This is a genomic window from Streptomyces sp. LZ34 (genome assembly GCF_053890475.1).
Genome location: NZ_CM132680.1, coordinates 10,187,116 through 10,201,053, shown reverse-complemented (window position 1 = coordinate 10,201,053; position 13,938 = coordinate 10,187,116). Strand labels below are relative to the sequence as shown.

At 68.3% G+C, this 13,938-nt stretch carries 10 protein-coding genes and 3 pseudogenes; 6 read left to right on the top strand and 7 right to left on the bottom strand.

All coding sequences use genetic code 11. The features are described from left to right. Positions 1-86: 86 nt before the first annotated feature. From ACWY4P_RS43620 to ACWY4P_RS43610, 3 genes are all read right to left on the bottom strand, one after another. Positions 87-1,730, bottom strand: a complete 1,644-nt coding sequence (locus ACWY4P_RS43620; protein ID WP_456206345.1) for an IS1182 family transposase — start codon at positions 1,728-1,730, stop codon at positions 87-89. Between the two features lie 127 nt (positions 1,731-1,857). Further along, on the bottom strand, positions 1,858-2,970 hold the full coding sequence (locus ACWY4P_RS43615; RefSeq protein ID WP_456206344.1) for an integrase core domain-containing protein: 1,113 nt from the start codon (positions 2,968-2,970) through the stop codon (positions 1,858-1,860). 141 nt (positions 2,971-3,111) lie between these two features. Then, positions 3,112-4,179 carry an integrase core domain-containing protein gene (locus ACWY4P_RS43610; RefSeq protein WP_456206343.1) on the bottom strand — a complete coding sequence of 356 codons (1,068 nt, stop codon included), beginning with the start codon at positions 4,177-4,179 and terminating at the stop codon, positions 3,112-3,114. A 474-nt stretch (positions 4,180-4,653) separates the two neighbouring features. Between ACWY4P_RS43610 and ACWY4P_RS43605 the strand changes: the two genes are divergently transcribed. Continuing rightward, the gene (locus tag ACWY4P_RS43605) at positions 4,654-5,604 is read left to right on the top strand and encodes an alpha/beta hydrolase (RefSeq protein ID WP_404749024.1); all 951 of its coding nucleotides are present in this window, start codon (positions 4,654-4,656) and stop codon (positions 5,602-5,604) included. A 289-nt stretch (positions 5,605-5,893) separates the two neighbouring features. Here ACWY4P_RS43605 and ACWY4P_RS43600 read toward each other — a convergent pair. From ACWY4P_RS43600 to ACWY4P_RS43590, 3 genes and pseudogenes are all read right to left on the bottom strand, one after another. Further along, positions 5,894-6,120: pseudogene (locus ACWY4P_RS43600) on the bottom strand (thioredoxin family protein). 146 nt (positions 6,121-6,266) lie between these two features. Continuing rightward, positions 6,267-7,877, bottom strand: a complete 1,611-nt coding sequence (locus ACWY4P_RS43595; protein WP_358709108.1) for an MFS transporter — start codon at positions 7,875-7,877, stop codon at positions 6,267-6,269. Between the two features lie 137 nt (positions 7,878-8,014). Then, a complete protein-coding gene (locus ACWY4P_RS43590; RefSeq protein WP_456206342.1) occupies positions 8,015-9,022 on the bottom strand; it encodes an NAD(P)/FAD-dependent oxidoreductase in 1,008 nt (335 codons plus the stop codon). 94 nt (positions 9,023-9,116) lie between these two features. Here ACWY4P_RS43590 and ACWY4P_RS43585 point away from each other — a divergent pair, with 94 nt between their 5' ends. The 5 genes and pseudogenes from ACWY4P_RS43585 to ACWY4P_RS43565 form a co-directional block, all read left to right on the top strand. Then, positions 9,117-9,731, top strand: a complete 615-nt coding sequence (locus tag ACWY4P_RS43585; RefSeq protein ID WP_358709104.1) for an XRE family transcriptional regulator — start codon at positions 9,117-9,119, stop codon at positions 9,729-9,731. Positions 9,732-9,859: 128 nt separating this feature from the next. After that, on the top strand, positions 9,860-10,753 hold the full coding sequence (locus ACWY4P_RS43580) for a class I SAM-dependent methyltransferase (protein ID WP_358709102.1): 894 nt from the start codon (positions 9,860-9,862) through the stop codon (positions 10,751-10,753). A gap of 180 nt (positions 10,754-10,933) precedes the next feature. Further along, a complete protein-coding gene (locus ACWY4P_RS43575) occupies positions 10,934-11,737 on the top strand; it encodes a DUF1684 domain-containing protein (protein WP_404749021.1) in 804 nt (267 codons plus the stop codon). Positions 11,738-11,788: 51 nt separating this feature from the next. Beyond that, positions 11,789-12,166 carry a nuclear transport factor 2 family protein gene (locus ACWY4P_RS43570; RefSeq protein ID WP_358709099.1) on the top strand — a complete coding sequence of 126 codons (378 nt, stop codon included), beginning with the start codon at positions 11,789-11,791 and terminating at the stop codon, positions 12,164-12,166. A 529-nt stretch (positions 12,167-12,695) separates the two neighbouring features. Beyond that, positions 12,696-12,819 (top strand): annotated as a pseudogene (locus ACWY4P_RS43565) (IS630 family transposase); the annotation flags it as partial. Positions 12,820-12,891: 72 nt separating this feature from the next. Here ACWY4P_RS43565 and ACWY4P_RS43560 read toward each other — a convergent pair. Further along, positions 12,892-13,863: pseudogene (locus ACWY4P_RS43560) on the bottom strand (GlxA family transcriptional regulator). Positions 13,864-13,938: the final 75 nt, after the last annotated feature.

Sequence of the window (13,938 nt, the reverse complement as noted above, 5' to 3'; positions counted from 1 at the left end):
CCGAAGGTCATTTCAGGCGAACCATCACATCGACCAACAGAGTCCTGAAGGACTCTGTTGGTCGATGTGATCTGAGTTTTTGTCGATCAGGCCGCGAGACTGAGGGCAAGCTGTTCGTAGTGGGAGACTCGTGTCGTGCCCAGGGGGGTTCCGGTCCACCAGGCGTCGAGACGGTAGAGGTTGAGGGCAGCCGCGGTCAGGACCTGGGCCAGAGAGGTTTTGGCGAGGCCGCGGTAGCGAGTACGCCGGGTGCCGGTGCGTCGTACCGCCTGCGAGATGCTGCCCTCCACTCCGGCCCTGGTGTGGTATCGCTTCTTCCATTCCTCGGTCTGCTGTTCTGCCCGTCGTTGTTGGAGGAGTTCGTGCTCTTGGCGTGGCAGTAGTGTCAGGACGCGGTAGGCGGCTGTGGTGCAGATGTCCTTGGCCGGGCAGCTGGTGCATCCGGCGCCGGAGAAGTCGATGTGGATGCGGGGTTCGCCGCCGATGGTGGTGTCACTCCAGCGGGTGCTGACCTGGCCCTGCGGGCAGGTTACCTGCCGGGTGTGCCAGTCGATGTGGAAGTCGGTGGCGGCGTAGCCGCTGCCCTGCAGGGCCGGTCGGCCGCCGGCTTGCTTGACCGGCCCGATGACCTCGACGCCCAGTGCACGAGCCTCAAGGATGATCTTCGCGCTGGTGTAACCGCCGTCCACGAAGTGTTCGGCCGGCTTCAGGCCCCGCTCGAGCAAGGCCTCGTGGACAGCGGCGGTGAGCTGGTGATCGTCCGTCGTGGCCGGTGTGGTGGCCGTGCACGTGATCAAGTGGGGGAGGTCGTCGTCGCAGCTCTCGGTGAGATGGGTTTTGTAGCCGTCCCAGGCGGATCCCCGCTTGACCCCGCAGCGCGCATCCACATCGTGCGGTGAGACGATGCGTGCCGCGCCCGGAGGGCGTTGTTTGTGTCCGCGCCAGCGCACCCCGCGGGCGTCGCGCTGGTACTCCTGGGCCCACACAGTGCGCAGGAGCACGACCGCCTCGAGGTCGGCGAGGTGGGCGGGGGCCGTGGGATCGTCGAGAGAATCGAGGAGTTCATAGCCGTCGCCCCCGACGTTCTCGGCGAACGCGGTGCGCTCGGCCTCGCCCTTGGGCAGCCGGTAGGAGTCAGCGCGCTGCCGGTAGCGCGCGAGCCAGTCCGCGTTGACCGCGTCGGTGCCGGCCAGCCAGGCGGGAGCGGCCACCGCCAGGGCCTCCAGGGCGCAGCGCATGGTCTCGGTGACGAACTCCAGCCGGTTCAGATCACGGATGCAGGCGATGACATGGGTGGAGTCGGTGCGGGCTCGCCCGCCGGCCCGCAGCAGGCCCCGCTCGTTGCACTGCGCGAGGATGGCGTCCAGGATCTGCTGCTCCAGGCCGTGGGCGATCAGCCGGTCGCGGAACTCGCTGAGCACCGAGAAATCGAATCCAGGGTCAGCGAGTTGGAGGCCGAGGGCGTACTTCCAGTCGATCCGGCCGCGCACCGCATCAGCGGCCTGCCGGTCGGTCAGCCGCTCTGCATACTGCAGCACACTCACCAGCGCCAGCATCCCCGGAGACACGGACGGACCACCCCGATGCGCGAACGCCGCCACGAACCGCTCACTTTCAAACACCGCCCCGAACTCGTCCCTGATCCGCATGGCCAGACACCCGCGCGGGAACGCAGCACGGGCGACCCTGACCGTGGACTCAGGCACCGCAGACGCAGGCAACGGACGCATCGACATGATCTCCCCCTCGCCCCCAGGAAACAGACCCGACAACGAGCAGTGTCCAACGCACCCGAAGGTCATTTCAGGCGAACCATCACATCGACCAACAGAGTCCTGAAGGGTGTCAATATTCCGATCAGGCCGCTGAGCTGGGCGTCTCCTGTGGATGATGAGGCGGTCGGGGTGGCGTGGCGTGGTACTCGTTGAGCAGCCCGCCGAGTACCTGCTTGCGCCTGACCGTGGCCGCGGGTAGGGGAATGATGTTCGGGTCGCCGTCTGGAGCACGTAGGTCGAGGCTGCGGTGAACTCGTCCGCAGTTGTAGTGCTCGGTGTACCTGGTAAGGACCGTACGCAGGTGTCGTTCGCCGGTGATGAGAAGGCGGTCGGTGCATTCGGCCCGGGCTGTGCGTATCCAGCGTTCGGCGAACCCGTTGGACCGTGGGCTCTGCGGCGGAGTCGGGATGACGGCTGTGCCATTGCCAGCGAAGACGGCGTCGAATGCAGTGGTGAACTTGCTGTCCCGGTCACGGATGAGGAACCGGAAGTACCCCGCCCTCTCTTCGAGGTCCATGAGCAGGTTGCGGGCGAGTTGGGTGACCCATGCGCTGGTCGGGTGGGCGGTGACGCCCAGGACATGGACGCGTCGGGTCTTGATCTCCATGATGAAGAAGACGTAGAGGCGTTTGAGGAAGACGGTCTCCACGTGCATGAAGTCGCAGGCGAGCAGCGTGTGGGCCTGGGAACGGAGGAAAGTACGCCAGGTCTGCTGAGTTGCTCGCTGAGGTGCGGGCGGTAGACCGGAGCGGTGCAGGACGCGGCGGATCGTGGCGGCGGCAACCCGATGGCCGAGCCGTCGGAGTTCGCCTTGGATTCTGACGTATCCCCAGGTCGGGTTCTCTCGCGCCAGGCGCTGGATGAGCGCGACCGTCTCTTCCGCCAGCGGTGGTCGGCCGGGTCCGGTTGGGGTTTGGCGCCATTTCCAGCGCACGAGACGGCGGTGCCAGGTCAGCAGCGTGCCCGGGGTGACCAGCCGGTGGCGGCGTAAGACGGGTGGCAGGCGCCGCGCGAGAGCGGAGAGCACGGCACGATCAGCCCATGAGAGCCGCGGACGCTCGATCTGCCGGCGCAGGACGGCGACCTCATGGCGAAGCGCGAGGATCTCGGCGTTGCTCGCGGCGGTCGATCGGCCCAGCAAGAGGAGGCAGCCCAGTAGTCGGCAGAAGATCAGGTAGAGCAGTCGTAGACCCACAATCAGTGATCGTGCCCATACTTGGGCGAACGAAAGCTCCAGGTCAACCACCGCGCGGCAATAAAGACACCCTTCAGGAAGAGGAACCCGTATCGATTCAGATTCTCTGCACAGCCCGTGAGCTGTCGCTTTGCCGGGTGATCAGCCTGCTCGGTGGTACTGATTGATGAGGCCCGCGACGGCTTGTCGGCGCTGGATCCGAGCTGCGGGCAGCGAGATGACATTGGGGTCGTCGAGGGGCGCGAGCTGGTTCCGGCCCTGGTGCGGCCGATGAGCATTGAAGTGCCTCGCGTAGTCGTGGAGGATCTTCTCGGCATGGCCCCGATCAAAGATCAGGAGCCGGTCGGTGCATTCTTCGCGGACCGAGCGCACGAACCGCTCGGCGTGCGGGTTGCAGTTGGGGCTCCGCGGAGGGATCTTGGTCACGGTGATGTCCTCGCTGGCGAAGACGGCGTCGAAAGCTGCGGTGAATTTCGCGTCCCGGTCACGGATCAGGTGGGTGAAGTCGCCAGCACGCTGGCCGAGTTGCCATACGAGCTGTCGGGCCTGCTGTGTGGCCCAGACGGCGGTGGGGTGGGCGGTGACACCCAGGATATGCACCGTGCGGGTGCGTACCTCCATAACGAACAGAACGTACAGCCGCCGCAGGCTGATGGTGTCCACGTGGAAGAGATCGGTAGCAAGCAGGCCATGGGCCTGGGTCTTGAGGAAGGCGGCCCATTCGCCGCGCACCGGATGCCGCCGCGGGGCTGGGCCGAGGCCAGCGGCACGCAGGGTCCGGCGGACGCTGGCCTGACTGACGCTGTGTCCCAGGCGACGGAGTTCGCCGTGGACTCGCCGGAAGCCCCATCGTGGGTTCTCGGCGCCGAGCCGGATGATCAGGTCGCGCAGCTCCTCGGGCATAGGCGGGCGTCCCGGCGAGGCGGGTTGCCTCCACTTGTCCTTGATCAGACGCTGGTGCCAGGCCAGGAGGGTGCGCGGGGAGACGATGCGATGCCGGCGCAACGCCCGCGGCAGGAGCCGGGCCAGGGCGGCGAGCAGCGCCCGGTCGGGCCATGTGGGCTTGGGAGCGGCGACCTGCCGACGCAGGACCGCGACCTCGTGCCGCAAGATCAGTATCTCGGCCTCCTTGGCCACGGAGGTTCGGGACAGCAGAACCAGCCACGTGAAGATCCGCGTGGCGATCAGGTAGACCATTCGTACAAGCACAACCTCCGATGGTGCCGGATCGGCCCTGCAGGCATCGCCCCAGGTCAGAGAGCGTGCAGCAATTCTGAAGCGGTACGGGGCACGCCAATGACTGCCAACGCGACGCGGAGCCCTGTCGACTGTGCAGCACCGCACACCGTGCCTTGAGGTGAACGTGGCGCTGCCGGCACTCGGCAACTGCATCCGACGACACATCAAGGACCCCCTGGGCCATCTCGCGGCTTTCGGACACCGGCGTCGCCAAGCCGGTATCACCTATGAGCCGGCCGACCGGGCCGGGGACACCGCAGAGTTCGCCGGACGATCCGGCTCGCGGCGCCAGGGCGTGACCGAGGTGGCTCACCGGCGCCGACAGGCCAGGAACGTGCTGCTCTTCCACCCCGGATGCCGCACCCGCGTGGCATACGAGCCGACGAGCGGCTCGGTGCTTCTCCGGCGCGGCCCTCACGCAGTGACAGGAAGAAAGAGGAACCGATGACGACACCCATGGACACCGAAATCGCGGCCGCGCTGTCCCCGATTGTGGCGGCGATGAAGGCTGCTCCCCCGCTGGCACCCGGTGACTGGCAGACCCGGCGGGAGGTGTTCGGCACGGCAATAGCCGCTCAGGCCGCAGATCTCACAGCCCCTCCCGGCGTCACGGTGACACCCTGCTCGGCCACGGCCGGCGACGGGGCCACGATCCCCATGCGCCTGTACCAGCGGCAGGATACCCAGGGGGCGTCACTGGCCGTCTACCTCCACGGCGGCGGGATGTTCCTCGGCAGCCTCGACACCCACGACACCCAATGCCGCATCTACACACATCTCTCCGGCGTCGCGTTGCTTTCGGTCGGGTATCGCCTCGCCCCCGAGCATCCGCACCCGGTCCCCGTGGAGGACTGCTACGCCGCTCTGGGCTGGGCCGCGGCGAACGCCGCCGACCTCGGCATCGACCCCGCTCGCATCGCGATCATGGGAGACAGCGCCGGTGGTGGCCTCGCGGCCGCAGTGGCTCTTGTCTCCCGGGACCGCCGGGGCCCTGCCCTGGCGGCCCAGATCCTGATCTACCCCATGCTCGACGACCGGACCACCGTCGCCCAGCCCGACCTCGCCGACACAGCAACCTGGAGCGCGGAGGACAACCTCACCGGCTGGCGCTGCCTGCTGGGTGATGCGGCAGGCGGCCCCCATACCCCCGCCTATGCCGCCCCTGCCCGCGCCGACAACCTGGGCGCGCTTCCACCCGCTTACATCGAAACAGGCCAGCTCGACCTCTTCCGCGACGAGAACATCGCCTACGCGCAACGGCTCAGCCGCGCCGGGGTACCGGTCGAACTCATCCAGTACCCCGCCGTACCCCATGCCTTCGACACCTTCGATCCCGCAGCAGCCGTCAGCCGCCGCGCGGTCAACAATCGCGTACGGGCACTGGGCGCCCTGTGAGGGCCGGCCACCGGCTTTTCACACCGGGCGCCTGTTCGGGTCCGAGTTCCTCTTTCCCGATACCACGGCCAGCGGTCGTCGTGTTCCTCTCACGGCGCAAGGTGAGGGCGTGCGGCCGAGCAGTGCGGACGAGGCTGGCATGTCCCGCGCCGTTGAGCGGAAGGACTCCGGCCGTCATGGCCCCCGCCGCACGGTGCGTTGCGTTGTACGGTGCGATGACGTTGCCTAGTTGTATTGACCACAAGCGTTGTTGACACAGAGCAGGTTCTGGTGGCCCGGGGAGGTGCGCCTACCGGTTCTTGTCTGCTGCGGTGCTGAAAATGAGGTCGTCGAGTCCAGCCTCCGGCAGGGCGCCAGCCTGACGGAAGATGGCGATCTGCTCGCGCACGATCATGAGGGTGGGGATCGACGTGGTCTCGAATGGCCGCACCATTCGGCCCAGAAATCGATGATCACAAAGTCGTTTCCGGAGATGACCTCGTTGAAGTTGTCTGCGGTCAGCTCGATGGTGCTCATGAGTGCTACTCCTGCATGTGATGGGGTAATGGGTAGTGCTCGGGAGCTGCGAGGCCGTCGGGCGCACTTCGAGGTCGCGGTGTGCCCGACGGCCAGATGCCACGTGACGGCGTCCGTACACCGTCTGCAGGGCAGGTCCTGCGAGGTCAGCGGGCGGCGACGTTGTCCGCGGCCCCGGTATCCGGGGCGGCCTCGTCGTCGGGCTGGAGGGGTGCGGTGTTCTTCGGGCCGCGCAGGGCGACGTAGACGAGCAGTGCGGCCATGACGGCGGCGCCGATCCACATGGCCTGCTGCCAGCCGTCGACGAAGGACTGCTGTGCGGCGTGGATCAGGTCCTGGGCGTGGCTGTCGGTCTTGGGTGCGACCTCGATGGCGTTGGCGATGCCTTCGCGGGCGGTGTCCGCGACGCCCGTGGGGATGCCGTCGAGCTTGCTGTCGATGGCGCTGCGGTAGCCGTTGGTCAGGAGCGTGCCGAGCATGGCGACGCCCAGGGCGGTGCCGAACTCGCGGGTGACGTCGTTGAGCGCGGAGGCAACGCCTTGCTTGGCGCGGGGCAGGGAGCTGGTGATGGCTTCGGTGGAGGGCGTCATCGACAGACCCATGCCGATGCCCATGACGAGCATGCCGGCAAGGATGGACAGGTAGCCGCCGTCGACGGACACGAACAGGGCCATCAGGGCCAAGCCGAGGGTGGCCAGGGCGACGCCCACGGTCATGGTGGAGCGGGCGCCGATCTTGGCGGCCATCTTGGGGGCCAGGCCGGAGGTCATCGTCATGACGGCCATGGGCATCATCGCCACGGTGGACAGCAGCCCGGACCAGCCGAGTACGACCTGGAAGAATGGGAAGAGCACGACGGCGATACCGGCCTGGACGCCGAAGACGACGAGCAGGGTGATGGAGCCGCTGGCCAGGCCGCGCTCGCGGAAGAGGCGTACGTCCAGCAGCGAGGCGTCGCGGCGGTGCAGTTCCCAGGCCACGAAGGTGATGGCGGCGATGACGCCGACGGCCAGGCTGATCAGGGTGATGGGGGCGGTCCAGCCGCGTTCGGGGCCTTCCATCAGGACGAAGATGAGACCGATCACGGCGATGGTGGAGACCAGTGCGCCGATGGTGTCGAAGGAATGGGTGGAGCGTTCGCGGGAGTTGGGCACGGACTTCAGCGTCATCGCCAGCGCGATAACGACCAGGACCACGGGCAGTACGAACAGCCAGCGCCAGTTGGCGACATCGACCAGCAGGGCGGAGAGGAACATGCCCAGGATGCCGCCGCCTCCGGCGACGCCGGTCCACACACCGATCGCCTTGCCTCGTTCCTCCTCGGGGAAGGTGGAGGTGATGACGGCCAGCGTGATCGGCATGATCATCGCGGCGCTGATCCCGGCGGCCACGCGGGCGGCGATCATGACCCCGGCCGACGGGGCCAGGCCGGCGACGACGCTGGCGGCACCGAAGACGATCAGTCCGGTGATCAGCATGGGCTTGCGGCCCAGACGGTCACCGATCGCGCCGACCGGCAGCAGCAGCGCGGCCAGGGCCAAGGTGTAGATATTGATGATCCACAGGACAGTGGTCTGCGAGGCGCCGAACTCGACGGCCATGTGGGTCTGGGCGACGTTCAGCCCGGACACCGAGGCGATGACAGCCATCAGCGCGATCGAGACGGTGATCAGGATCGCGCGCAGCTGACGCGAGTCCGGCGTACCCCCGCCGCTGGCCGGCGCGGCCGCCGCCTGAGGAGGCTGATTGGTACTCATGGTTTCCTTCCGAAAAGGGCATGCAGAATCAGCGCCGGGACAGGACCGGTCGGCCAGGTTGGTGAGATGGGTACTTGCTCACCGCGCGGACCGCTGGATGGCGGTCCGCGCGGTTCTTCAGCAGCGGGGCTTAGGTGTCAGCCGGTGGTCTTTTGTACGGCGGCGAGCGCGGCGTCGGTGTCCGCGGCGGCCAGCAGGGCGTTGATGTGGGAGCCGGCCAGGGCGCCGGCCGCAGCGGAGGCGCCGACCTGGGCGGTGAGGTCGGTGGCGTTGCCGGCCACCCACACGCCCGGGATCTCGGTGGTGCCGGCCATGGCGGAGGCGAAGCGGCGGCCCATGTTGTCGGGCAGGTCCTCCGTCGGCAGCTTGAGACCCTCCAAGCCCTCGGTGCGGGCCTGCATCTGCGTGGCCACAACCAGAATCCGCCGCTCTACGAAGGTGCCGTCGGTCAGGCGGACGCCTGCGACGGCGCCGCCGTCGTCGTTGACGACTTCCTTGACATTGGTCTCGATGATGCGGATGCTGCGGGCGGCGAAGCGGGCGCGGGTGTCCGCGTCCAGCTCGGTGCCGCGGGTGAAGTAGATGAGGTCTTCCGTCAGCTGGCGGAACAGCCAGGCGTGGTGGACGGAGGCCGGGCCGGTGGCGAGGATGCCGATGGACTCGTCGCGTACCTCCCAGCCGTGGCAGTAGGGGCAGTGCACCACGCTGCGTCCCCAGTGCTCGGCCAGGCCGGGTACCTCGGGCAGCACGTCGCGCAGGCCGGTGGCCACCAGCACCCGACGCGCCGTCAGCGTGCGGCCGTCGGCGAGGGTGACGGTGAACCGCAGGTCGCCGTCCGCTGAGGGGGCGGCAGGTTCGGCCGTTGCCACTTCCCCGAAGACGATCCGGCCGCCGTACTCGCGTACCTGCTGGCGTCCGCGGTTGAGGATCTCGGGGGGCGGGGTACCGTCCAGGACGATGAAACCGTGCATGGCGGCGGCGGGGGCGTTGCGAGGGGTACCGCTGTCGATCACGACGACCGAGCGGCGGGAGCGGGCCAGCATCAGCGCGCCGTTCAGCCCAGCGGCGCCGCCGCCGATCACCACTACATCCACGGTCTCGGTAGGCAGTGTGTCGCTCTCGTAGCGGGAAGTCTGCGCAGACATGTCGCGCCCTTTCTTCGTACGTGGGGCCCCCGTGCTGGACCATCTGAAATTCGACGTTAAACCCGCTTTGCATCAAGGGCATATCATGTTGCTCATGACGCAAGAAGATGGGCAGCTGGACAGCCTCGTACGCAAACGGATCCGCGCGCTGCGCGTCGCGCAGGGCTGGTCACTGGAGGAGCTGGCCACCCGCGCCAACCTCAGCCAGTCCTCACTGAGCCGCATCGAGAACGGTCAGCGCCGCCTCGCCCTGGACCAGCTCGTCACCCTCGCCCGCGCACTGGACACCACCTTGGACCAGCTCGTGGAGAACGCCGCCGACGACGTCGTCATCAGCCCGATGATCGACGGCACCCACGGCCTGATGCGCTGGCCCATAAAGGGCGACCCCGGTATGAGCGTGATGCGTCAGCGGATGACCGACCCTCCGCCCGACAACCCGGCCCGCATGCGCGCCCACCCCGGCCGCGAATGGCTCGTCGTGCTGTCCGGCACCGCCATCCTCATGCTCGGCCACCGGCGCTTTCGCATCGAGACCAACCAGGCCGCAGAGTTCCCCACCATGATGCCGCACGCCATCGGCGCCGAAGGTGGACCGTGCGAGATCATGGGCATCTTCGACCGCGACGCCCGCCGCGGACACCAAAAAGACGCCGGCGCCGACGCCTCCGAAGCCGGCTGCGAAGGCGTCCAGGGCCCCTGCGCATAACGGGCTACAGTCGGCCGGGCCCCCGGCGCGGTGGGCGATCTTGCGTGCTGGGCAGCACACCAAGTCATCTTCTTGCGCATTCCGCAAGCGGTCGTGCGACAGGCGCATGACGGGCTTACGGTGTTGCCATGCCCCAAACGCACCAGCGCACCCCCCACCGTGGCGAAGGCGGCCACCACCCCGACCACCGCCACAGCGGCCACCAAGAGCACAGCGATGGCGGGCAGGCGGAGATCCTCGACCTGGACGCCGAGGTACTCGCCGAGCACATAGCGTCCATCACCGCCTGGCTGCCGCTGAAGAGCGAGCCGCACCAGATCGTGGACCTGGGCTGCGGCACCGGCGCGGGCGCCTTCGCGCTCCTCGAACGCTTCCCCGACGCCCATGTCACCGCCGTCGACACCTCGGCCGGGCACCTCCAGCTCCTGCGCGAGAAGGCATGCGCCCGCGGAGTCGAGGAGCGCGTACGGACCGTGCAGGCCGACCTCGACACCAACCACTGGCCCGACCTCGGCACGCCGGATCTGGTGTGGGCCTCGGCCTCGATGCACCACATGGCCAACCCCGACCGCGCCCTCACGAGCGTCCACGACCTGCTCGCCCCCGACGGCCTGTTCGCCGTCGTCGAGCTCGCGGGCTTCCCCCGCTTCCTGCCCGCCCACGCCCCCGAGAGCCGGCCCGGGCTCGAAGAGCGCGCCCATGCCGCGACCGACAGCTTCCACGCCGAGCACGTTCCGCACCGCGGCGCCGACTGGGGCCCGATGCTGACAGCCGCCGGCTTCACCGTCGAGGACGAGCGCACCGTCACCGTCAACATCGAAGGTGAGCGCAGCGAAGCGATCGGCCGCTACGCCTTTGGCAGCCTGCAGCGCATCCGCGGTGTCGCCGCACCCGCCCTCAGCCCCGAGGACCTCGCCGCACTCGACGAGCTCCTGGACACCAACAGCCCGAACAGCATTCTGCGCCGCAAAGATCTCGCCGTACGCACCGAGCGCACTGTCTGGGCCGCCCGCCGCGCCTGACACCCGGCGCAACCCACGGTTGCCTGCCGGACAGCCCCAGCACCCAATTACTTGCCTCATACGCAACCACCACCTGCGCAGCGCCATGCGCTTCGTTGGGCGGAGCAACCATGCCTGCGCACGCCCGCGCAGCGCTATCGCCGCGACCCCACAGCGCGGCGGAGAGGAAAGGGAGCATTCATGACTACACCGCAGATCCCCGCCGACTACGAAGCTTGGCGCCAGGGCCGGTGGGAAGAGGTCGCCGGAGCGAACGGCAAGGCCAAGGTCGTCGCCAACGCCAAGATCACCGACCCGGGCCCTCACACGCTTCCTGGCATCCCCGGCGAATGGCGCACCACCGAAGCAGGAGACCTGACCGTGACGGCCAAGGCCACCGACGGCGTGCAGGTAGCCGGCAGCCTGGTCGACGGAACGGGCCCCGTCCCCTCCGGCAGCTCCCTGGAATTCCCTGACAACCGGGTCGGCTTCGCCGGCGGCGCGGACGGCTCCTACGGCCTGGTCGTCATGGACCAAGGCCGCGTCGAGCGCACCGGACTCACTGGCATCGACACCTTCCCCTACAACCCCGCCTGCGTCTTCGAAGGCCAGTACCGAGCAGCTCCCGAAGGGCGCCGCATCGAGGTGCCGCGGCTGACCAGCCCGCGCAGCACCGAAGCCATTCTGGCCCCCGTCGATCTGGCCGTGACCATCGACGGCACCGAATACGTCCTGGCCGTCCTCCAGGACTTCCCCGGCCAGCGCCTGGTGATCTTCACCGACGAGACCAACGGCGAATCGACGCCGACGATTGGCCGCTGGCTGGTGTTGCCGCTGCTGGAGCCCGGCAGCACCGTGACGGTCAACTTCAACAAGGCCACGCTCTCGCACCACCACCTGAACCCGGATGTGTTCGTCTGTCCGCTCTCGCCACCCGGCAACCACCTGCCGATGCGCATCGAGGTCGGCGAGCGCGCCCTGATCCACGCCACTGCCCAGAGCTGATACGCCCCACCCCTACCGGAACCCATCAACGTGTAACGAAGGAAGACCCACATGAGCCAGGACCTGAAGGACAAGGCCGTCACCTACCTCCGCGCACTGGAGAACCGCGAATGGAAGGCCGCCCGGGCCCTGTGCGCCGAAACGACCACCGTCTGGCACAACGACGGCAAGGGCGAGCAGTCCATCGAGGAGAACATCGCCGGGATGGAAGGGCAGATCGAATCCATCGAATCGATGCGCTACGACATCCTGCGTCAACTTTCCCAGCCGGGCGAAGTCCTCCAACAGCACGTGGTCCACGTCGCCACCACAAGCGGCATGCGCGGCGAGGTCCACGCCGCCGTCTACTTCGGCTTCGACGATACCGGACAAATCAAGCGCATTGAGGAGTACGCCAACTTCATCCCCGTCGGCGACCAGGACAGCTGACGGCGGCAGTCAGCACAAGCCCTCTCATCGTCACGGCACCCAGTCCGTGGCGATGAGGGGCGCTGCCATTCAGGCGAGCGTGAGAGAGCTTTACGGCGCCATGACCTCGAAGGGGTCTCACCTACTGCCCGGGGCCGCCGACCACCAGCTCGGCGGCCCCGGGCAATAGCTGTGCTCCCCACCTCTGCGCCGCAACTGCAAACCCAGGGAGCGAAAACCAACAGCAGCGCTCCGAATCCAGACAGCCCGTCAGATCCCTCACCAGAACAGAAGTCTTCGTGTCTCATCCACATGCCCGGCTGACTGTCCACGACCGACGGCTCCTGGTCGACATGCGACCGAGATTTTTACTTGGCGGACGAGCGCAGTACTTGGCGGATCTTGCTTCCGTAACGCTGTGTTGTTGAGACTTTGTGCTCTCGTTGGCCCTTGAGCGTTGCAGCTAGTGCTGTGACCACATAGGTTCGCCGGGTCGGCGGTCGTGGCGGTTGCATGTGCGGTGACATCCGATCCGACCGCTGGAGGCGCGGTGGCCGAGCCCGTCCGTGTACGCAGACTGACCGGGGCAGAAGCTGCAGCAGATCGTGCGCCGGGGCAGCACGAGTTCGGTGCGCTACCGGCGGGCGATGATGCTGCTGGCCTCCGCTGGAGGGGGCACCGGCAGCGGATGATCAGGCGGATCCCGGCCGGCCCGCGGAGCGGGTATGTGCGGCGCTGATGTGTCCTCAGACGCCCGCTTCCACCAGGTCGTCGGTATGGAAGGTGCGGCGGTAGGAGGCGGGTGAGACACCGAAGGCGGTGCGCATGTGGGCGCGCAGGGAGTTGGCGGAGCCGAAGCCACAGCGGTGGGCGACCAGGTCGATGGACAGGTCGGTGGTCTCCAGCAACTGCTTGGCCAGTTACAGGCGTTGCGCGGTGAGCCACTGCACGGGGGTCATGCCGACCTCGTCGCGGAAGCGGCGGGTGAAGGAGCGCAGGCTCATCCGGGCGTGTTCGGCCAGGCGGTTCAGGGAGAGGGGTTCGCCGAGGTGTTCCAGGGCCCAGGCGCGGGTGGCGGTGGTGGTGGCGACGGTGGGTTCGGGCACCGGGCGGTCGATGTACTGGGCCTGGCCGCCGTCCCGCCAGGGCGGGACGACGCACATGCGGGCGGCGCGGTTGGCGGCGGCGGCGCCGTGGTCGCGGCGGATCATGTGCAGGCACAGGTCGACGCCGGCGGCGACGCCCGCGGAGGTCAGGACGTCGCCGTCGTCGACGAAGAGGACCTCCTCGTCGACCTTGACGCGGGGGTAGGCGCGGCGGAACTCGGGGGCGAGGTGCCAGTGGGTGGTGGCGGGCCGGCCGTCGAGGAGGCCCGCGGCGGCCAGGACGTAGGAGCCGGTGCAGATGGACACCAGGCGGGTGCCGGGCCGGATGCCGGCGATGGCCGCGGTGACCTCGGGCGGCAGCGGGCCGCCGCGGCCCAGCTCGGGCATGGCGTGCGTGGGCGGGACGATCACGGTGTCCGCGGCGGCCAGGGCCTCGGGACCGGCCGCGGGCTGCACGGTGAACCCGGCGTCGCTGAGGACCGGGGCGCCGTCGGCGGTGCAGACGGTGACCTCGTACAGCGGGCGTGAGCCGGCGTCCAGGACGCTGCCGAAGACGCGGGAGGGGATGCCGAGTTCGAAGGGCGGGACGCCGGGCAGGGCGAGGACGGCGATGCGGTGCCGCCCGGCCTGCCCTTGCCAGAAACCTCATCCGCCCTGGTAGGGGCCGGTGAATCGGGTTTCCCGAAA

Excerpts from the sequence above, each read along its gene's own strand:
- ACWY4P_RS43620 (WP_456206345.1), bottom strand. The coding sequence starts at position 1,730 with ATGCGTCCGTTGCCTGCGTCTGCGGTGCCTGAGTCCACGGTCAGGGTC.
- ACWY4P_RS43605 (WP_404749024.1), top strand. The coding sequence starts at position 4,654 with ATGACGACACCCATGGACACCGAAATCGCGGCCGCGCTGTCCCCGATT.
- ACWY4P_RS43595 (WP_358709108.1), bottom strand. The coding sequence starts at position 7,877 with ATGAGTACCAATCAGCCTCCTCAGGCGGCGGCCGCGCCGGCCAGCGGC.
- ACWY4P_RS43590 (WP_456206342.1), bottom strand. The coding sequence starts at position 9,022 with ATGTCTGCGCAGACTTCCCGCTACGAGAGCGACACACTGCCTACCGAG.
- ACWY4P_RS43585 (WP_358709104.1), top strand. The coding sequence starts at position 9,117 with ATGACGCAAGAAGATGGGCAGCTGGACAGCCTCGTACGCAAACGGATC.
- ACWY4P_RS43580 (WP_358709102.1), top strand. The coding sequence starts at position 9,860 with ATGCCCCAAACGCACCAGCGCACCCCCCACCGTGGCGAAGGCGGCCAC.
- ACWY4P_RS43575 (WP_404749021.1), top strand. The coding sequence starts at position 10,934 with ATGACTACACCGCAGATCCCCGCCGACTACGAAGCTTGGCGCCAGGGC.
- ACWY4P_RS43570 (WP_358709099.1), top strand. The coding sequence starts at position 11,789 with ATGAGCCAGGACCTGAAGGACAAGGCCGTCACCTACCTCCGCGCACTG.